This is a genomic window from Marinomonas alcarazii, assembly GCF_003208215.1.
GTDB lineage: Bacteria > Pseudomonadota > Gammaproteobacteria > Pseudomonadales > Marinomonadaceae > Marinomonas > Marinomonas alcarazii.
Window position 1 is genome coordinate 133277 of the sequence record NZ_QKLW01000008.1, and the last position, 21805, is coordinate 155081.

At 43.1% G+C, this 21805-nt stretch carries 17 protein-coding genes; 4 read left to right on the plus strand and 13 right to left on the minus strand.

What is annotated here, in order from left to right; genetic code table 11:
* Positions 1–32 precede the first annotated feature (32 nt).
* Both DFP75_RS14950 and DFP75_RS14955 read left to right on the plus strand, forming a co-directional pair.
* Complete coding sequence (locus DFP75_RS14950; RefSeq protein WP_110576862.1) at positions 33–416, plus strand: gamma-butyrobetaine hydroxylase family protein; 384 nt, start codon at positions 33–35, stop codon at positions 414–416.
* Positions 417–454: 38 nt separating this feature from the next.
* Positions 455–1078, plus strand: a complete 624-nt coding sequence (locus DFP75_RS14955; protein WP_110576863.1) for a ubiquinone biosynthesis accessory factor UbiJ — start codon at positions 455–457, stop codon at positions 1076–1078.
* Positions 1079–1144: 66 nt separating this feature from the next.
* Here the strand turns inward: DFP75_RS14955 and DFP75_RS14960 are convergent, their stop codons facing one another.
* The 11 genes from DFP75_RS14960 to ilvA form a co-directional block, all read right to left on the minus strand.
* Complete coding sequence (locus DFP75_RS14960) at positions 1145–3766, minus strand: M16 family metallopeptidase (protein ID WP_181417038.1); 2622 nt, start codon at positions 3764–3766, stop codon at positions 1145–1147.
* A 134-nt stretch (positions 3767–3900) separates the two neighbouring features.
* Complete coding sequence (locus DFP75_RS14965; protein ID WP_110576865.1) at positions 3901–5985, minus strand: peptidase domain-containing ABC transporter; 2085 nt, start codon at positions 5983–5985, stop codon at positions 3901–3903.
* Between the two features lie 4 nt (positions 5986–5989).
* Positions 5990–7303, minus strand: a complete 1314-nt coding sequence (locus tag DFP75_RS14970; protein ID WP_220032645.1) for a JmjC domain-containing protein — start codon at positions 7301–7303, stop codon at positions 5990–5992.
* 317 nt (positions 7304–7620) lie between these two features.
* Positions 7621–7932, minus strand: a complete 312-nt coding sequence (locus DFP75_RS14975) for a hypothetical protein (RefSeq protein ID WP_110576866.1) — start codon at positions 7930–7932, stop codon at positions 7621–7623.
* Positions 7933–8195: 263 nt separating this feature from the next.
* Positions 8196–8387 (minus strand): response regulator transcription factor, encoded by a 192-nt coding sequence (locus DFP75_RS18810; RefSeq protein WP_110576867.1) that lies wholly within the window; start codon positions 8385–8387, stop codon positions 8196–8198.
* 20 nt (positions 8388–8407) lie between these two features.
* Positions 8408–9697 (minus strand): HlyD family secretion protein, encoded by a 1290-nt coding sequence (locus tag DFP75_RS14985; protein WP_110576868.1) that lies wholly within the window; start codon positions 9695–9697, stop codon positions 8408–8410.
* A gap of 339 nt (positions 9698–10036) precedes the next feature.
* Positions 10037–11779, minus strand: coding sequence for a PAS domain S-box protein (locus tag DFP75_RS18715; protein ID WP_110576869.1), 1743 nt, complete (start codon positions 11777–11779; stop codon positions 10037–10039).
* Between the two features lie 190 nt (positions 11780–11969).
* Complete coding sequence (locus DFP75_RS15000) at positions 11970–12839, minus strand: DMT family transporter (RefSeq protein ID WP_110576870.1); 870 nt, start codon at positions 12837–12839, stop codon at positions 11970–11972.
* Positions 12840–12862: 23 nt separating this feature from the next.
* On the minus strand, positions 12863–13831 hold the full coding sequence (locus DFP75_RS15005; protein WP_110576871.1) for an asparaginase domain-containing protein: 969 nt from the start codon (positions 13829–13831) through the stop codon (positions 12863–12865).
* Positions 13832–13965: 134 nt separating this feature from the next.
* Entirely contained in the window at positions 13966–15699 is a 1734-nt protein-coding gene (gene argS, locus DFP75_RS15010) for an arginine--tRNA ligase (protein ID WP_110576872.1), read from the minus strand.
* Between the two features lie 134 nt (positions 15700–15833).
* Complete coding sequence (ilvA, locus tag DFP75_RS15015) at positions 15834–17339, minus strand: threonine ammonia-lyase, biosynthetic (protein ID WP_110576873.1); 1506 nt, start codon at positions 17337–17339, stop codon at positions 15834–15836.
* A gap of 298 nt (positions 17340–17637) precedes the next feature.
* Here ilvA and rpiA point away from each other — a divergent pair, with 298 nt between their 5' ends.
* Positions 17638–18309: a ribose-5-phosphate isomerase RpiA gene (gene rpiA, locus DFP75_RS15020; RefSeq protein ID WP_110576874.1), complete on the plus strand. Its 672-nt coding sequence runs from the start codon at positions 17638–17640 to the stop codon at positions 18307–18309.
* A gap of 85 nt (positions 18310–18394) precedes the next feature.
* Here rpiA and DFP75_RS15025 read toward each other — a convergent pair whose 3' ends face one another.
* Entirely contained in the window at positions 18395–19363 is a 969-nt protein-coding gene (locus tag DFP75_RS15025) for a zinc transporter ZntB (protein ID WP_110576875.1), read from the minus strand.
* A 148-nt stretch (positions 19364–19511) separates the two neighbouring features.
* Here DFP75_RS15025 and DFP75_RS15030 point away from each other — a divergent pair, with 148 nt between their 5' ends.
* Positions 19512–20471, plus strand: coding sequence for a class 1 fructose-bisphosphatase (locus tag DFP75_RS15030; protein ID WP_110576876.1), 960 nt, complete (start codon positions 19512–19514; stop codon positions 20469–20471).
* 101 nt (positions 20472–20572) lie between these two features.
* On the opposite strand, the gene wrbA is transcribed toward DFP75_RS15030, so the two are convergent.
* A complete protein-coding gene (wrbA, locus tag DFP75_RS15035; RefSeq protein WP_110576877.1) occupies positions 20573–21169 on the minus strand; it encodes an NAD(P)H:quinone oxidoreductase in 597 nt (198 codons plus the stop codon).
* Positions 21170–21805: the final 636 nt, after the last annotated feature.

Sequence of the window (21805 nt, forward strand, 5' to 3'; positions counted from 1 at the left end):
AGCCCCGTTAAGGGGCTTTATAGGACAAAACCATGGCAACACCTGCGCCAACGTCGATTAACTATCATAAGCAATCCCGTGAATTGGCCATCACCTTTGCGGATGGGCAGAGCTTTCGCCTTAGTGCTGAATATCTGCGAGTGCATTCACCTTCAGCCGAAGTTCGTGGGCATGGGTTACAAATGCCCATTCTGCAATATGGCAAAAAACACGTGGCTATCAATAACATCGAAGGCGCAGGCAATTATGCTCTAAAAATTTCCTTTGATGACGGGCACGATACTGGACTCTATACTTGGGAGTATCTCTACAACATTGGCAAAAATCATGATGAGCTGTGGCAAATGTACCTAGACCGCCTTGAAAAAGAAGGTCAGACGCGTGACACTTCAGTGATTCAAATCCACCAGCTTTAGTTTTAACCGTATTCAAGCCACTATTGGGAAGATATTTTATGGGCTCACTCAGTTTATCGGCACTCAGCGCCATTGAAAATGCGATCAACCTCGCCCTTAAACAAGACACACCGTCCCAAGAACGTCTAAGCAAATTAGCAGGACAACAAGTTTTTCTTTATATAGAAGACTTCTCTTTTATTTTGCAAATTCATATCCTCGAACAGGGAGTGATGCTAGACCGCCCAGAAAGTTTGGATGAAATCGAGCTCGACCCACGACTAGATACCCTTGTTAAAGGCCCGAGTGCAGCCTACAGAAAACTGCTAGAAGGCGATGGTTTCTTTGATGGCGACCTACGCATACAGGGTAATGCTCAAGCCTTGATGACACTTCACAAAGTAATGGAAAACTTCGAATTCGATTGGGAAGGATTGCTAGCAGATCACATCGGCGACTTACCAGCAGCAACCCTAGCACGCTTGCTTCGCGCTCAGTGGTCTTGGAGCAAAGAATTCACCACCAATGCTAGAATGCAACTAGTTCAGCATCTACAAACCGATAGCCAACTGCTACCAAGCAAAATTGAATTCGACCACTTCGTCGATGAAATGGAACGCTTCGGCACCTTAATTGATCGCGCTGAAGCTAAGTTGAGAATACTTGAGAGAGGCCGTCTTTAAAGTAATATTAGCCAGCATGAAAGTAATGTATGACTCTCATGCTGGAAATGCGTTTAAACGTTAACCTTACTTCGGCACAGCCAAAATCTCTACCATTTCATCCACTTTAAAATAACGACTAGCTACTTCATTGACTCCGTCTAAAGTCACGCCTGCGTATTCATTGTTGCGGTCAATCCAAGATTCCATTGTCGTCCCTTCAGCCAGTTGTTTTGATAATAGACCAAGAACCTTAATTTCGTTGTTTAAGGTTTGACGGCGACTATCCAATATCGTTGATTTGGCTAGATCCAACTCATATTGAGAGATACCAAAGTCCGCTATTCGAGCAACTTCCTCTTTAACAGCATCGGCTAACCGCATACCTTGCCCAGCGGAAAAGTCTCCTCGGATACTCACAAAAGCATAGTCGCCTTGAGTTGGTACACGTATCGATGAGCGAATGTCATAGGAAAGTTGTTCTTGCTCACGCAATCGTCTACTCACACGAGACGCTAGTGGATGTCGACCGAGCACATGCTCGATAATAAAAAGCTCAGCATCTTCTACCGACTTACTATTTGCTGCAAAGTAAATACGTCCATTGTAGTAACCAGAGTTCGAGCTCGACTTGAGTGACTGACGAATAGGCATATGATTATTATGCATTATGACGATTGGCTCGTAGGTTGATCGACTCATCCAGTTGCCAAACAGTACCTCTAGCGCTTCTTTTATTTGCTCAGAATCAAAATTCCCACTAATCGCCACCTCCCCATGCTGGGCACCATAATAGTCTCTATGAAATTGTTGTACCGTTTCTCGAGTTACCTTTTCAAGCTGCTGCTGCATCTCCTTTGGCTCTAGATGGCGTCTAACATCCTGTTGCGAATAGTGTTGTTCTGTATAGCGTCGCAACGCTCTATTTACGATATCTACAGGCTGAGTAACCGGAGTCATTAAGGCTTGCATTTGCTGCCTTTTAACCAGATCAAACTCTCTCTCAGTAAAAGCAGGAACTTTTAACACCTCAGCGATCAAGCCTAGCACCTCTGTTACCTTACCAGGTGGACTAGCAAAGCGAACACTTAACATTCCGCGCTTAGGCATAACATGAAAACCTGCGCCCAATTGATTCACTCTATCTATCAGTTCTTGATAGCTGCGCTTATGTGTTCCTCTGATCAGCAAAGTGCCAACAAGGTCTGATACAGCTTGGGTTCCTTTCAGAGTGTCTGGGTTACCAAAACGTAGATTAAGATGCCCTCTAATCAGGTCTTTACTGTCTGGTAAGGGACGTAACGCCACTTTCATGCCATTGCTCAGTTTATCACGCAGAATGCTATTTTCTATTGTTCTAATATAAGCATTAAACTCCTCAACATCTGGCATATCTAACTCTATCGCTGCTTTTTCACCAGCAGACACCCCTGAATGCCTCTTTGTTGATGTTGCACTTCTGTCACTACTTAGCGGCTCTTTAGTATTATCTGAAACACTATTCTCTTCCTGCAGCGCTAGCAAATAACCCACAACAGGCTTTTTATCAGCCAATAGAGTCTCAACGTGAACTTGTAATTGTACAGGTGTGAGTTTCTCAACTTGATCATGGCGCTGAAAGTTGAGCAACCAATTCCCCTGTGCAGCGGCTTCAGACAGTACGTCCGATAGGCTGGCAGCATCATTTAAGATCAAGTTTTTAAGTGGGCGTCTCATCGTCTGAATACGCGCTAATTCCTCCATCGGTATTGGTTGCTCTCGTAGCCGTTCTATTTGAGCGATAAACTCTTGCTGAATAACCTGCGGCGATTGCCCTTGCCCTAATACTGCCCCAATTATCACTTGCCCTCCTTGCCGAAAAAATTGGGGAATGACAAAAACAGATTGGGCTTTTCCTGGGACAACAAGTGATTGATAAAGCCGTCCATGAGGTTCACCTGCTAACATTTCGGCAAGTGCAACCAATGCGGTATTACGCTCATCCTGACTAGGTGGTAACTCATAACTCAAAGCCAATATATTCAGCCCTCCCTGCTGAACGTGAATAGTACTTTCTGTATTTTTCGAAGGAATATATTTGATGCTGTGGATAGCATGAGCAGAAGGCTTAATTTTCGCGAATCGATCATGCACGGATGAAAGGGCTTGATCTAAGTCAAAACCACCTGTTAACACAAGCACAGCATTATTAGGATGGTAATAGTTGGTATGAAATTGACGCAGGTCTTGCAGCTTAACACTTTGTAATTCATCATAGCTGCCAAGAACAGAACGTCCGTATCCTTTTCCACTCCATGCCTCTGCTAGCAACTGCTGACTAAACATGGCTACCACATCATTTTTTGCTTTAGCAATCTCTTGACGAATAACCTCTACTTCGACATTCATATCAGATTCTGAAAAAACGGGAGCCGACATACGCTCTGCTTCCAGCTCTAACAGAAAATCCAACTTTCTATAATCTGCATTTAATCTAGCGGAATAGCGAGTTCGATCAAAACTGGTCGTTGCATTGAACTGAATGCCTTGCTCTTGCAAACCCGCCAGAAGCTGCGGCCCTTTGCGCTGCGTTGTACCCTTAAACATCATGTGCTCAAGAAAATGCGCCGTACCAGAAGCGCCTTCAGGGTCAGCTAAACTGCCTGTCAAATACACAAGGTCGGCATGAATGACTTTCTGATCAGAATCGGGGGCTAACAAAATGCTCATGCCATTTTTTAACCGGTACTCGTAAATTCCATCCCAACTTCTGATCAGCTCGGGTGAGGCTTTTGTTTGAGAAAAAACAAAAACGAATAAAACAAACACTATATACCGCAACATTAGCTTATCCTTATTAGCTATTATGCAACTTCGTCCGCATCTAGACGAATGTCTTCTGTTATCTTTCCTTGCTCGAGATGAATAATCCGAGAAACCATGGCAACCGTTTCTCTACGGTGGGCAATAACGACTCGTGTCATGGACAATGACTGTAAGTTACTCACAACATGCTGTTCGCCATGTAAATCTAAATGGCTGGTCGCCTCATCCAATGCCAAAATACTAGGTTGCTTATACAACGCTCTTGCTAATAAAAGCCGCTGCTTTTGTCCACCAGATAAACCACTCCCCATTTCAGCGACTAACGTTTGGTAGCCCATTGGCATATTTATAATAGCTTTATGAATATTGGCTTGCTGTGCAGCGGTTTCGATACGCTCTTGGGTTGAGCCAGCCTCGAAACACGCTATATTTTCAGCAAGAGAACCAGCCATGAGCTGATCATCCTGCATCACCACACCAACTATATTCCTTAAAGCCGTTGGTCCCAGCTGACGAATCGAAATACCACCGATACGAATATCACCCTCGGTTGGTTCTAACAGCCCTAACATGAGCTTAAATAAAGTAGACTTGCCGCAGCCAGAACGACCGACTAGGGCAACCGCATCACCAGCCTCAATTGTGAAGGATAGATCTTTAATGACCCAACGCTCGCCATCAGCATATCGAAAAGATACATTTTTAAACTCGATACGTGGCTCTATCCTGCTAAGGTCCGTTTCGATTGCAATATCTGACTCTGGTGCTTCAAGAGCAATATCAGCCAAGCGCTCTCCATGTAAAGATAGCATTTTGATTTCAATTCCAAGATCGATCAGCTTGCTTGCGCGAGTAGTAAATTGACTTTTGTAAGCAAGGAACGCCAACAACATCCCTAACGTTAGGGTGTTACCTAAAACCGCAACTCCACCGACGTACAGAAGCAACATTCCCTCTAAACCAAAAATCAACGTATTGCAGCCACCAAATACCAACAACATTTTTTGGGTTCTAAGATCTCGATTCTGCACATCGGTCAGTAAGTTTTGCCAGGTAGCCAATCGTAAGGGTGTTGAATTGAAGAGTTTCAGAGGCTGGACAGCACGAATAGTTTCTAAAAAATACGCATTTTCTCTTGTCGCTAAAACGATACGCTCTTCCATAGCATGTCGTAAGGGCACATAAAAAGCACAACGAAGAAGCACATATAACGCAACCGCAGTCAGAACGATAACAGTCAACATTTTACTGTAGAGTGTCATCAGTGTGAGCGTGATCAAGGCAACCAGTGCATCAAGCAAGATAGTCACAGCACCATTTGTAATAACGGCACGAATAGCATCTAAGGATTGAAAGCGGGCCGTAATATCACCCAAATGCCGTTTTTCAAAAAAAGACCAAGGTAGTCTCAATAAATGGTGAAAGAAATTGCTGGTCCATTGCAGCGTCAGCTGTTGGTTTAGCCTGAGCCCCATCCATCCCCTTGCCATACGCAAGGCAAAGTCAATCACCAACAAAAGGCAACCACCGATGACAACTAACAACAATAAATCATAATCAGCCGAAACTAAGGCATGATCAACAACCCATTGCATAACTTGTGGCGATAACAGAGCAACAACTTCTAAAGCCAAAGCAAGCATAAGGATATTTACCAGAGCCCGTTTTAAACCAAGAACATGTCCAGTTAATTCGCGAAGTCGTAAACGAGGCTTCTTTTCTGCAGACTGGAATCTTGAATTTGGCGTCAGTTCTAGAGCAACCCCAGTAAAGCAACGAGAGACCTCGTCCATTGTTAATGTTCTTCGTCCCGCAGCAGGGTCCAGAATCGTCACCTTCTGCGCCCCTACCTTTTCTAGCACAACAAAATGATTCAAGCTCCAGTGGAGGATGCAAGGCAGACGAAGTTGCTTCAACTCATCTAATTCCAACCGAACTGGGCGACTAGAAAAATCTAATGACTGCGCATAATGAAGGATTTGTGGAAGACTGGTACCTTTAACTGAGATAGAAAAGCGTCGCCGTAGGGTTGGAAGATCTAAGTACGAGCCATAAGCACTGGCAATCATAACAAGACAAGCAAGTCCGCATTCATGGCTTTCTGATTGAAGAATAGCTTTCATTTTATCAAACCATGTTCAGGGTAGCATTATTGTCTTCCGAACCAATGACCACACTGTCAGAAACTGAAATCAACTCTAGTACATCATTCAATGCAAGTTGAAATAATAATTCGTGAAGTTTATTTCTAGGATAGTTTGAGAATACAGATAGAACATCGCTGATGGTACAAGCCTGATGCTTATTTATATAGTTAATAAGCTTCTGACTAATCTCATCTAAGTTTATTTTGTTACCATTCACTATCACAAAGTTATTAGAAAACGGATAGAGTAAATTCACATTAAGTCTAATTCTTTGAGTCATTTCCAGTTGACTTATCTTACCATTGGCAAGAGTACCAAGTGATATTGGCGAATCAACTCGATGCTGCCCTATATAATCTTCCATAAACTGTTCATAAGTCGATTCATCAGACATTAATAAGGCAAACTCTTTTCCGAATCGATCTAATAATTTCTTACTTTCTTGAAAACCATGTAAATTATGACGACCATCGATAATATTAGGAGCTTTTCGTATAAGCCAATTAATATAGTCAAAACCCGTTGGTGCAAAAGTTCCAACAGCTAAATGAAACGTTTCTTCTCCCATGGGAATAGGATTATGCCACCAGCCTCGAGGTACATATAAAATATCGCCCTCTTCAAGCACAACATCTAAATAAACCTCTTCTGGTTCCTCAGCATCTGGCATATCTTTCGTTTGCTGCATGTACAAAGGGAGTTTGAAGGTTGGTTCTTTTAAAATCCAACGCTTACGGCCTTTTAACTGAACCGCAAAGACGTCACGCGTATCCCAATGACAACGATAGGAGGGCTTAGCACTGAATGCAGCATAACCACTGGTAATGACCTGCGCTTGAGCGAAATTAGCTATTTCCCGAGAAATATTGCTTATAAAGGGCTCATTTCGAATACGATTATAAACCAGAGTTGCCCCATTTCTCATATAATCATAAATAACAGGTTTTATATAACGATATTCCACTCTTCCTACATTAATATAGGACTCTAAATACTTTGATTTTGGTACCTCATGACCATTCATTAGTTTAAAGCTAGGATCAGATGCGTCTGCCCTCTCATACATTTCACTAATATCTTTCCAAGACAAATCAATATCAGATACGATATTTTTAAAAAGGAAAGGTTTTTTATAAATATGGTTAGAAAAAAATTTATCCCTATAGATATCGAACAAAATCAAAATCCTTTTAAGATCAATAAGAAAATCATACTGATTATATTTTGTAACATCCGAACAATAATCAGAGCCATCAGCTACATTTCCTGCAGCCCCTCCAGCAATAGAAGACAACACTGTCGTCCTAAGAATATGGGGGATAAGGGGCTTACCAAAGCAGCAGTTCCACCAACAACTGCAGCTGTCGTAGCTCCTTGCACTGTTGGCTGATTACCTTGAATTGAATTAACTATTAGTTAGATAATCGACATCAGCTACTACTGCTTTAACTGCCACTACAATAAAAAACAAAGAAACTAGTAAAAGATAAAATGATACCTCCGACGACACCACCAAGAATTACCTTGAAAACCATTATAAAAAGATCATATGACTTATTTTTCAAAGCGCACTACCTTTAGAAAATTTAATGCATTGAATTCATCATATATTTAGTAGCTTGTACCATCGCTAGAACAATAATTCGAGCCATCCATAGAGTCCAAAACATTTCCAGCTACCGCTCCACCAGTAGAAGAAAGTACAGACGTTCTAAGAGAACTCGCCCCGCCTCCTGACAAAGCCCCAACTGAAAAAGATGTAATAAGGCCTTTTTGTGTTATCTCTTGACCTTGAATTGCATTAGTTATGGTATAACCCAAAGCACTCGACACACCACCTACAGCCATTTTTACAGGAACCGTAACTAATGGACCAACACCTCCGCCAACACACTCTAAATCAGCTATATTAAGCTCTCTCATTTATCCCCCTATCAAGAAAACATTTATAAAAAATCAACAATGAGACTTCCTAAGACCCCACTAATCACACCTACAAAAATAATTCTTAATAAAACCTTTAAAACCGATTTAAAAAAAATATTTTTTTTAATTCCCAAAGGTGACTCCAAAATAAAAAACTATATTTTCGTAAAAATATCACTAACACTAGTCATAAAGAATGTATTATTACAGACATAAAATTAAAATAAAATCCTACAGATGTAGGGGGTTTAAAGTCGTCGTTATTTAAAATATTCACCGTAATAAATTGATACCAGCTGCTGTCTAGATGAAACCCGCTTCTTTCGAAGCAGTGAGGAAATATGATCTCTCACTGTGAAATGACTGATATTAAGCTCAGCAGCAATTTTTTTATTGCTTTTCCCCTCGGCTAAAATCTGTAGAACTTCCTTTTCCCGACTTGTTAAATTCATTATTTTCTCACTGATTCAATTCAAATCTTTCGTACAACTGAATAAATAGGATCGAGTATCCATTCATAAATTCTGCGCGTATCCTGCTTAATATCGGCTTCAAGCTGCATACCTGGGAGTAAAGGCTGAGAATACCCATGATGCTGGGAGTTTATCGCCACAGTAACCTTATAAAAGTTCTGCGCTTGATTTTGCGTGACTACAGTATTCTGCAGAATACTAGCAATGTGTGTGGGGAGTTCTTGGAGTGAATATGGACTGCTGGCAATATTCATAATACGTCCTTGCGCCATGCCAAATTTCTGATATGGGTAGGCTGTGTAACGGAGCGAAACACTTTGATCAATGGCTATAAAACCCACTTGACTGGGAGTGATGTATAGGTCAGCTTGTAGCTTACTATTCTGGGGCACTAGACTAGCCATTAAAGTATTGATCGTGACTTGCTGACCTGCTTGAATATTTAAACCTGTTACTTTTCCACTAAAAGGCGCTTGTATTATTTGCTTTGAGCGCACAGTGTTCTCAGCTATTTCCTGCTGTAATAACGCCAATCTTTGTTCAGCGTCCGTCATCTGACGTTGATATTGCTCTTCTTGATCTTGGCGTTGAGCGATTAACTCTAAACGATTATTTTCTAAGCTACTTTGGCTACGTATGAGAGATTGCTTCTGGCTAGCTAAAACTAATAACTCTGCTTCTGCATTTTGTAATTCAAATTCAGCAACATGCCTTTGATCATGTAGGACTCGCAAACGGTTAAGACTCTTTTCTGCTAGCCCCTCTCTTCGCTCTAACAAATCAATTTCAACGTCAAATTGCGATTTTTCCAATTCCATCGAAGAAAGGCGAAGTGCGAATAATTTTTTCTGGCGAGCAAATCTGACTTTGGCCTGTTCTTTGTCTTGTTTTATTAAAGACTCTCGCAGTGCCAGCGTTTCCGCTAAAAGGTTTTGTAATTCACCGATACTGGAAACTCGCTCATCAGCGACTGTGAATAAGGGATCACCAGCGTTAACAAACTGACCTTCTCTGACCTTTACCTCTTCGACTTGGCCCTGTACTGGAGCTAGAATTCTAAGCACACCCTGACTTGGAACTAGAATACCCGGAGCCCTCACCTTTTGAGTATGAATACCAAAGAGTACAAATGCTATTACAAGAATAACGAGCAAAACTGCAACGAGTACAACCCATACATAGTTTGCAGGCTGATGAATAAGCACTTGCCCCATATGAGAGCGCTGCTTCTCATGTAAGACTTCTTGCCTAAATAGAGAAGAGTTTGGTTGGCGATTTGTTTTATCCATAAATACAATTTACTAATGACATCCTATCAATTTTGATAGTTTTACATAAATATAATGGTAATAAAACCCATTATCATTAAGTTCATCATCTCGCATACTGGCGCAAAACCAAGTTCGTCCTATCGAAAATTATTGAATGGCGATGGTTTCTTTGACGGTGACCTACACTTTCAAGGTAATGCTCAAGCCCTAATGACAAGGCATAGAATAATTTTAACTGGGAAGAGTAGAACGCTTCGGCACCTTGATTGATCGCGCTGAAGCTAAGTTGAGAATCCTTGAAAAAAGAAAAAGTCAGGCTAACTAAGTTAGCCTGACTTTTGATTCTTCACTCAGAACTTAGTTGTCTATCTTCTTCAGTAGCTCAGCAAGCTCATCCACTTTTGAGAGCGTATCACTCACTAAACCGTCAATTTGATTACTTGAATTCTTAGAGTTAGCAGCCAGAGATCGCACTTCGTCAGCAACGACAGCAAAACCTCGCCCCATCTCTCCTGCTCTCGCGGCTTCAATAGCCGCATTTAGAGCCAGTAGGTTAGTTTGCTCAGAAATGCCGTTGATGGTGCTAACCATCTCACTGATTTTATTACTCACCGCAACCACTTCAGACATTGCTTCTTGAGTTTTGATAACCGTCAATTTGCGATCTGTAATATCAATACCAAAATAAACATATTGGGTTACTTCACCCTTAAAGTTTCGCAAAACACATAATTTGGCATCGATACTGAGTACCTCGCCATTACTCTTTATATCCGTCTGTAAACTTAAACTACCCTTTTTGTTTAGCTCTGATTTCTGGTTGTCCGTTAATCTGTTCATGATATACAAACCAAAATCTGCGGCTTTCATGAGACCTTGAAGTTTGCTCTCTATCAGGGTATTCGCTTTGATTAGGGAGAATTTCGTATCAAGCTCAATCATTACCAACGCTTCACTAATGGCATCTAGCTTGCGTGTAAAATCCAGCGCCATTTGCTTAACTTGGGTAATATTTGCTTGCACGGAAATAAAGTTTTTAACGTTTCCTTCATCATCAAATACTGGGTTAATTGAAAGAGAAACCCAATACGGATCACCACTCTTAGCGTAGTTAAGGATTTCATCGTAAAAAGGCTCTTTTTTAGCAATATGGCGGCGTATATTGTCTACTGTTGCAGGATTAGTTTCATGACCTTGTAAAATAGTCCCTGGCTTTTTGCCACGAACTTCATCCATTTCATAGCCAGTTAAACGTTCGAACCCTTGGTTAACATATTCAATCAAACCTGAAGCATTAGTAATAATAACGGCGTTATCGGTCTCATTTGCCACCAAGGACAACATTTCTCGCTCAGCTCGTTGTTTAACTTCTTCGGTAACGTCTTTGACAAAAGCCGTGTACAACGTACCTTCATCAAGCTCAATCTTTGATAGCGATAATTGCCCCCAGACCACCTGCTTATCTTTGCGTTCGATTTTAATTTCTCGGCTAGTGCCAACAATTTTATCGACACCTGTACGGCGGTTTCGATCAATTAATTCGTCATGCTGGGATTGTATTGCGGCAGGCACAAGCATTTTAACATTATTGCCAATCACTTCCTCTTTCGTATAACCCCAAAGTTTCTCAGCGGCTTTATTGTATAACGTCACACAGTTTTTTAAGTCAATACAGACAACCGCGTCTAATGCTTGTTCTAGCGTTTGCCTTGTTATCTCTTGTTCACGTCGTTCATTGGTGACTTCTCTAACAAATGCCGTGTAATGTTTCTGTTTACCCACCAGCACCTGAGATAAAGATAATTGCACCCAAACTCTTACGCCGTCTTTTCTTTGTAGTTGTACTTCTCGGGAACTGCCGACAATTTTATCATCGCCAGAGTCTCTATGGTGTTGAACATACCCATCATGATTTGCTCTTAGTTCATGAGGTATAAGCATCGCTACATTTTGCCCAATCACTTCCTTACGGCTATAACCCCACAGTTTCTCTGCAGCGGGGTTAAAAAAAGTCACCGTATTTTTCGTATCGATTGTAATGACCGCAATAATACTCTGCTCTAGCGCTTGTTTTTCACTACTATTTGCAAACAACCCCATATACCCACCTACTAAAATCCATCATTAAAAACATAAAATGCAAACAAATTTAATAGTAGTCGTTTAATAACAAATAGCATGTTAAGCAATGTAGTTTTTTTATAAGAAGCTAAAGCATATCGTGATTTTATTTAAACACACCAAAACGAAGCTCAATGGATTATCATAGGAAAACACGTTCTTTTCCCTTTCATTTATCGCTGGATTTTGCCCGACTAAAGTAAACCCCAAGAATCGTAATCACAAAACCGATAATCTGAACCGCTGTCATGGACTCACTAAATAAAAAATAACTTTCTAGTGCCGCTAGCGGGGGCGCTAATAACAACATAGTGGAAACTTGTGATGCTCGGACTTTTCTTAATAACCACACCATTAAGAAAACACCACCGCCAGATAACACCAGCACACCCCAAATTACTAATAAGAAAGATTCCAGCTGCACGACAAACAACGTCTCACCGAGTAACAGCATAAAGCCAATCGAGACGACACTCGCAGCGAGGTTTTGAATCGCCATGGAACTGAAAATATCAGACGATGAGATGGACATCTTTTGATAGGTCACACCAAGAGACAAGGTAAATATCGCTGCACACGCTAAGGCAAACGTCAGCAAAGTCACGCCGCCATGACTCATATCCAGCTCTAGCGCGGGACTGATTACTAACACTAGCCCAACAATACCAACCAACATGCCGATTACGCCTTTCAGAGAGGTTTTCTCTTTGATCAACAAGAAGGCAAGCAAAGTCACCAATGCAGGCTGCAACGCCCCAATTAAGGCCATAACGCCAGCGGGCAAGCCTTTTGCAATGGCCACATAGGCAAAGCCCAAGTAAAAACCATTCATCAACATACCCGCAATAATGTGCTTGGGAAGCTCATTCCACATTGGAAAGCGCCGACGCTGCCCTAGGGCAATAGCAAGAAATAACAAACCCGACAAAACGAAACGGATACTCAAAAAAACGTTAGGATCAATCAGACCGACGATGAGTTTGCCCGTAATAAAACCAGTTGACCAAATCAGTACTAAAAGCACATATAAAAATGCCATGCAAAATCCCTTTTCGCTTTTCTTTATACGAAGCTGTGTTTAATTTCTTCGCTCGACAGACCCAACCCTATCAAAAAACTCAACTTAACAAACGCGGCTTCATAGGTTATGTCTTGCCCAGAAACCACTCCTGCCTTAACCAAAGCTGATCCTGCAGCATAAGCTCCAGCCGCCACACTACCTGCGCCACATTGGCTCACATTCACAATGACCACACCGCGCTCTGTGGCCGTGCTCAACAGTGCTAGCAGAGCTGGGTCCTTATCCGGAGCGTTGCCTGCACCATAGCTTAATAGCACAGCACCTTTTACCTGGTCGTTAAGCAAGCCTTGCCAGTGCGCAACCTGAACCCCAGGAAACACCGGCAAAATAGTCACAGCGCCCTCTTCCATCTCTGGGATTTGAATGACCACTGGCTTTTGCGCACTCTCATTAGATCCCCAACGCCAATCAATGCCTAATACACCGCGCTCTGGGCAGTTCGGAGAACTGAAAGCTTGCCAGTCACTGGTGTGCGCTTTATGGGCGCGATCACCTTCTATCAAGCGTCCTGCAAAAAACAAGAAGACACCTTGCACGCCTTCCTCACACGCTGAAATCGCACCCATCACATTAATCATTGCATCGGTGCGCACTTTATACATAGGTACTTGCGAGCCAGTCACGATAATGGGTTTATTACTGTGAGCAAACATAAAAGACAACGCCGCCGATGTGTACGCCATTGTGTCAGTGCCATGCAGCACGATAAAGGCATCGAAATCATGCCATTTGCTTTCAATATCACGGGCAATGGTTTGCCAGTCTTTCGGCGTCGCATTGGATGAATCGATCAAAGTTGGATAACTGGCAATCACAAAGTCGTGGGCAAGCTCATCGGATGCGTTTAAGTGTTGAGCTAGATGGTCAGCAAATGCCGCATCGGGTACTAAGCCTTGATCCGAAGGCACCATACCAATCGTGCCGCCTGTATAGGCAATATAAATCTTCATCTGCTGATTCTTCCTCTTTGTTAATCCTCTTTTATGTGCGGATTATGTCACTTAAGATTAAAAATACAAAAGGCGCTAATCCACTAGAAAAGCGCCTTTTATTATCTTCATTAAAACAGAACGATAGAGAGATTTTACATACGCTCTAGTGTTTCAATCCCTAGCAAAGATAAGCCAAGCTTCAGTGTAGAAGCGGTATTCAACGCCAATTGTAAACGACTATGCTTCACGTCGTCTTCGGCATTCAAAATTGGGCAAGCTTCGTAGAAAGTCATAAAGGTACCGGCTAAATCGTACAAGTAAGAGCACAAGAAGTGTGGCATACCATCGTTCGCGACTTGTTGAATAGCTTCTTCGAACTGACACAATTTCATCGCCAAGGCTCGCTCTTGCGGCTCTTCAACAGAAATATCACCTGTCAGGCTCGCTAGATCGATCTCAGAACGTTTAACAATACTTGCCACTCGTGAATAAGCGTACAACAAGTAAGGCGCTGTGTTGCCTTCAAAGCTCAACATGCTGTCCCAATTGAAGACGTAATCACTGGTACGGTTTTTCGACAAATCCGCGTATTTCACCGACGCAATACCGACCACACGACCAATGTTACGAAGTTCTTCTTCACTCATTTCTGGGTTCTTCGACGCCACCAATTGGTAAGCACGTTCCTGCGCTTCTTCCAATAAAGATGACAATTTCGCTACGCCACCAGAACGAGTTTTGAAGGGTTTGCCATCGCTGCCCATCACGGTGCCAAACGGCATGTGTTCCAATTGTGTTTCTGGTTTCACAAAGCCGGCTTTACGAGACAAAGTGAAGATCTGTTGGAAATGCAAAGACTGGCGAGCATCAACGAAATACAACACACGATTAGCATTCAACGTATGCTGACGGAAGCGCACGGCCGCCAAATCAGTGGTGGCATACAAGAAACCGCCACCAGTTTTCTGAACGATAACAGGCGTAATTTCGCCTTCTTTATTGGCAAACTCTTCCATGAATACACACTGTGCACCGTTGGATTCTTGCAGCATACCTTGTTCTTTCAGCTCGTTAACAACATTCGCTAAATCATCGTTATAAGCACTTTCTGGCATCACGTGTTGGCGTTCCAAAGACACGCCGAGCATCTTATAAGTCTCTTCACAGTGCGTAAGAGAGATATTGATAAACTCATCCCAAAGCGCCAAACACTCTTCATCACCAGATTGAAGGGCAACAACTAACTCACGAGAGCGAGTAGCGAAGGCTTCATCTTCATCGAAACAGGTTTTCGCCGCGCGATAAAAGCTTTCCAAGTCCGACAAGGCCATGCTGATCTTAGCGTCTTGTGCTCGCAAACGCTCCATGTACGCCAACAACATACCAAACTGAGTTCCCCAGTCACCCACGTGATTTTGGCGAACCACGTGATGGCCTAAAAACTCCAATGTACGAACAACAGCATCACCAATAACCGTTGAACGAAGATGACCAACGTGCATTTCTTTGGCAAGGTTTGGCGAAGAGTAATCAACAACAACAGTTTCTGGCGCTTCTACCACTGGAATATCTAAACGCTCGCTGGTGCGTAATTGCTTCAGCTCAGCACCTAGCCACGCATTTTTCAGGAAAATGTTAATGAACCCTGGTCCTGCAATCTCGACCTTATCGGTAAGGTCAGAGAGATCTAACTTATCCAAAGTGGCTTGAGCGAAGTCACGCGGGTTCATTTTCAGCGCCTTAGCTGCCCCCATAATGCCGTTGGCTTGGTAATCACCAAATTGAATTTTTGCCGACTGGCGAACTAACGCTTGCGCAGTATCAGGTGCGCCAGCCGCAACCATAGCCGCTTGAATGCGCTGATTTAGAAGAGTTTGAATATTCACAAGGGAGACCTTTAAACAGTATATATGCCGCTAGTGATGGCGACACATCAGAATCACACAGCCCTCTGACTGGTGACAGTCAGAGGGCTGAATTCAAAAAAACGTTGCGCTAATGATAACCGATTTTCACGCTTTTAGCGAAAGAACAGCTTACAGGCTTCGTTGTTATTTTCGTCTTGATACGGATAGCCCAACTCATCTAAAAATTGCGTCACATCTGTTTCTTCACCTACCGCTTGTAATCCCACCAGTACTCGGCCATAAGCATCACCATGATTACGATAATGGAACATGGAAATATTCCATTGTCCGCCTAGAGTGTTCAAAAACTTCAGCAAAGCACCAGGACGCTCAGGAAATTCGAAGCTGTACAACAACTCCCCTTTATCGCTGCGTAAATGCCCACCGATCATATGACGCACATGCACTTTGGCGGTTTCATCGTCGGTTAGGTCGACTATTCCATAGTCTTTCAGGTCTTCCAGTAATTCTTTACGGCTGTGTGGGCTTCCGCCCAAAGCAACGCCAACAAAAATAACGGCTTGCTGGTCATCTCCATAACGGTAATTGAACTCAGTGATGTTACGCCCCACCAAGGCTTGGCAAAAATCTTTAAAGCTACCAGGTTGCTCTGGGATTTTTACCGCAATGATGGCTTCACGCTTTTCACCCAACTCCGCCCGCTCAGACACGTGACGGAGGCGGTCAAAGTTCACATTCGCACCGCTGTTAATGGCGATTAACGTTTGGCCTTTCGCGTCTTCTCGCTCGATGTATTTTTTCAAACCTGCCAAAGCACACGCACCTGCAGGTTCTGTAATCGCACGAGTATCATCGTAAATATCTTTAATCGCGGCACACATTTCATCCGTCGTCACTGTGATGACTTCATCGACAGTATCTTTGGCGATAGCAAAAGTATTTTGACCAATTTCCGCCACTGCCACACCTTCTGCGAAAATGCCTACAGTAGGCAGGCGTGTAGGCTGACCCTTTTCCATAGCAATTTTCAAACAAGCAGCGTCTTCTGGCTCAACACCGATGATTTTAATATCAGGGCGCAAATATTTTACATATGCCGCAACACCTGCAATCAAACCGCCACCGCCAACAGGAATGAAGATAGCGTCGATATTGCCTTCATGCTGATGCAGAATTTCCATGCCAATCGTACCTTGGCCTGCAATGGTGTCTAAATCATCAAATGGATGAACATAAACTTGGCCTGTTTGCTCCATAATTTCGCGAGACTTAGCCGACGCTTCATCAAAGGCATCACCGAACAACACAACCTCTGCGCCATGATTTCTTACCGCGCTAACTTTTACTTCTGGCGTAGTTGCAGGCATTACTATAGTGGCGTGAATCCCTAATTTCTTCGCCGCCAATGCCAAACCTTGGGCATGGTTACCTGCTGAAGCCGCAATCACACCACGAGCACGTTCTTCTGGCGTTAACTGACAAATCTTGTTGTATGCCCCACGAATTTTGAAAGAGAAAACTGGCTGTAAATCTTCTCGTTTCAAAATAATCTCGTTGCCCAATCGGTTAGACAATTGATTGGCTCGAGACAGTGGTGTTTCTACAGCAACGTCATAAACGCGTGCCTGTAGAATTTTTTTAATCATGGTATGAGGCATAGTGCTTCCTAAACGAATATAAATCGACAACATGATGTTCTTAGCGACATCTAAGCTGACTGCTAGTCAAAAAAAACCGAGTAGGAAATATACTCTTTCAACTCTCTTGGCGCAAAGACAGATAACCTCTAAATCGATATGAAAAAAGCATAGAATCGTTAAATTGGGCGATCAAGGAGGGGTAACAATCGCCTGTTTAAGCGCCTATAATGTCGTCACCATAAGAGGTGACTTACCAACAAAGATAAGTCAAATTGACCGCCCCCTAGAAAATGATAAATAAAAGGTGCACACCGCCATGACCCAAGACGAATTAAAACAAGCCGTTGCTGAAGCTGCGGTAGCTTACATTCTGCCAATGTTAGAGACCGACACCATCGTTGGGGTTGGCACGGGTTCCACTGCCAATCTTTTTATTGACGAACTGGCCAAACACAAAAATTTATTTGATGGCACAGTAGCAAGTTCAGAAGCGTCAGCAGAGCGACTTAAAAAACACGGCATCCCTGTTTATAACCTCAACAGCGTGGATAGCATTCGTGTGTACGTTGACGGTGCGGATGAATCAAATGATCATCTACATTTAATTAAGGGCGGTGGTGCTGCATTAACTCGAGAGAAAATCGTGGCAGCATGCAGTGACGAGTTTGTCTGTATTGCAGATGAATCCAAGCTAGTAAAATTACTGGGTGATTTTCCACTACCTGTAGAAATCATTCCAATGGCTCGCGGTCACGTCGCACGTGAATTAGTCAAACTAGGTGGGGATCCGGTTTATCGTGAAGGCGTTGTTACAGACAACGGCAACCATATTTTGGATGTCTATAATTTAGAAATCCTTGATCCTATTGCGCTTGAAAAAAGCATCGACGGTATTGTTGGTGTGGTTACAAATGGCTTGTTCGCAAAGCGTTCTGCGGACATTTTGTTGCTGGCGACAAAAGACGGCATCAAGACAATCAAAAAGTAACCTGACTGCATGCAAAGCCTCGAAAGTTATTGAGGCTTTGCAATACTTTAATAATCCAGCATTAGCACGCTGCGCCTAAAATGACTTAAAACCAGCGGCTTTTGCGCATCAATATAAACTGACCGCCGCCTAGTGCCACCAAAACCACACAGAACACCCAAAAAGCTGCACCACTGTCTGTACCTGGCATGCCGCCAATATTGATACCAAACAACCCCGTTAAAAAGCCAAGTGGCATAAAAATACCCGATAGAATAGACAGTACATACATACGAGCATTCATCTTCTCGCCTTGTAAGTTGGCAAACTCTTCTTGCATTAACAAACAACGCTCACGTAGCGACTCTAGCCCCTCAACATATCGTGTTATATCGTTGGCAGCTTCATGCACTTGTGACGTTTGATCCGGTGTCATCCAAGTAAGCGACTCTTGTGCTAATTTATTAATGGCTTCTTTCTGCGGTACAAGAAAACGTCTTAAACGAATAGTTTCAAGTCGACGCTGTACAAGAGAATCACGCTGATCAGCTTCAATTCCCTCTCCAATACTTTCCTCTAAGTCTGATAATTCATCTTCAAGATCATGGATTATTTTCGCCATTCGGCCAGTCAGCGTTTCGGTTAACGTAGCCACAATGTCGCCGGTATTCAGCGGACCTTCGTTATTAACAAGATTCTTCACGGTATCTTGCACAGACAACAACCGACGGCGACGGCTAGAAACAATAAAGTTAGGCGTTACCCACAGACGTAATGACACCATGTCTGAAGGATTCGAGTCAGGATTTAAATTCACCCCTCGTAATGTCAGCAATAAACCGTTCCCCATTCTCACTGCGCGAGGACGCGTTTCTTCTGCGAATAACGCTTCTACTGCGGTCTCGGGAATCCCCTCTAAACTTGAAAGCCAATCGAACCCTGCCTCTTCAAGACAATCTAAGTGTATCCAGCGACAACCACTTTCAGGAACAACTGTTGGCAAATCAAGTGGCGATAAAGCCGTCGCGCCACCTTGACCGTTTAATTCTAAATGATGAACGATAAAATCAGGCATAAAGATTCCTTTTCAGTATTTTGCATAGATTATCCGAAAACATCTGTTTCCCCTATTTATTTTGCCTACATATTCCTACCTTGGCTGACACCCAATGTCTAGAGTGGCATAATTTAAACAACTTCAAATAACAAGGAAATGCCAGATCATGCAAAACCTACCTGATGTTTTAGCATCCAGCGCGACACCAACGTCATTACAAGCCGTGTTAACAGTAACAACTGATACCTGTATCGCGATATCTGACGCACTAAAACAAGGCTCGCTAGCAGGAATTTTAGGTATGGCCGGCAATGAAAATGTTCAGGGTGAAGAACAAAAGAAACTGGATGTTATTTCTAACGACATGCTAAAAGACGCCCTACTTGCCTGCCCTGCTGTTAGAGCCATTGCCTCAGAAGAAGAGGACTACATTGTTCCTGCTAACACGGATGGTGAATACTTTATCGCCTTTGACCCATTAGACGGCTCATCGAATATCGATATTAACGCTATGGTCGGAACCATTTTCTCCATCTACCGCCAAACGGGTGATAAGCCAGCAACTGAAGAAGATTTCTTGATCCCTGGTAAAGAACAAGTAGCTGCTGGCTATGTTCTATATGGCCCATCAACCATGTTAGTTCTTACCACTGGCAATGGCGTAAACATGTTTACTTTCGACCCAGTTAATCAGATTTTTACACTGACTAACGAGAACGTTCAAGTAGCAAAAGACACCCAAGAATTTGCCATCAACATGTCGAACCAGCGCTTCTGGTCTGCCAATATGCAGAACTACGTGAATGATTTAGTAAAAGGCAAAGATGGAACACGTGCTAAGAACTTCAACATGCGCTGGGTCGCTGCCATGGTAGGTGACGTACATCGTATTCTTTGTCGTGGCGGTATCTTCATCTATCCTTGGGATAACAAAGATCCATCTAAAGCTGGCAAGCTACGTCTAATGTATGAAGCTAACCCAATGGCCATGCTGCTAGAACAAGCTGGCGGTAAAGCACACTCGCACACGCAGCGTATTCTAGATATCCAACCAGAGGCCATTCACCAACGTGTCGCCGTCATTCTAGGCGCAGCAAATGAAGTGGATAAGTGCCTAAGTTATTAACAAAACAGAAATAATGGGCTTTTTGTAGTCCATTGTGGATAGGTTGACCAAATCAAAAAAGGGCAAGCGTTTCCGTTTGCCCTTTTTTATTTTAAATTGCTTTATGCGCTTAATTTAGCCGCAATCTCAGCCACATGCTTACCTTGGAATCGAGCCATCGCTATTTCTTTATCTGAAGGCATACGACTACCATCAGCACCTGCAATGGTTCCCGCTCCTAGAGGTGATCCCCCTTTGACTTCACTTATATCCGCCAATTCTGGACAAGAATAAGGTAATCCCACAACGACAAAACCATGATGAAATAAAGTCGTATGAAAAGACTGTACAGTGGTTTCATTGCCGCCACCCGTACCAGTGGAAGTAAAGACACTGCCCACTTTACCAACGAGCTTGCCTTGAGCCCACAAACCACCAGTCATATCTAGGAAGTTACGCATTTGAGACGCCATATTACCGAAGCGGGTTGGCGAGCCAAAAATAACAGCATCATAATCCGCTAACTCTTCAGGCTTAGCAACGGGAGCTTGCTGATCCAACTTGATACCCGCATTCTTCGCCACATCTTCCGGCATCAACTCAGGCACGCGCTTAACATCGACATGCGCACCGCCACTGCGAGCACCTTCGGCAACCTCTTGTGCCATTTTTTCGATGTGACCATAGCTTGAATAGTAAAGAACCAATACTTTTGTCATCTCAAACTCCTTCCTTTATTTAAAATGTCATTTCATTGTAGACCTGATTTCCAAAAATTAAAGGGAATAGTTAGAGTTCAAACTTATTTGAACTTTATTTGGACATTAATGAAGACTATCTTCAAAAACCAACCTAACAAGACAAACATAAGTGAATTGGTGAGCAAATAGAGAAGCGAGTAATAAGGGACAACCTATTCTGATAGATGGCACAGGCAATCTCTTTTAATGACGCGCCCAGATAGACAAATAAGGCGTTCTCTTTTGATGACCCGCGCAGACGCGTCGGAGTATGAAACAGGCACAAACTGAGTACGAGAGGGTAAGCCATTACTACGTGGCATGAATTCAGATAGACGACATAAGGCGCGCTCTTTTGATGACCCGCGCAGACGCGTCGAAGAATGAGACAGGCGCAAGCGGGGCACAAAAGAGCAAGCCATTGCTGCAGGAGCAAGGCCACAGTTGCAGTAAGAGCAAGCCATTACAGCGTAGCCTATTGATTCACCAAAACGAAAAAACCTGGCTTTGGAGCACGATACGACGACCACAATGATCTGAAGCGGTGCTTCATCCCCTTCGGGCATCCTGCGGATGTCTTCCACTAGCACCTTCGGTGCATCGTGTAATCACATG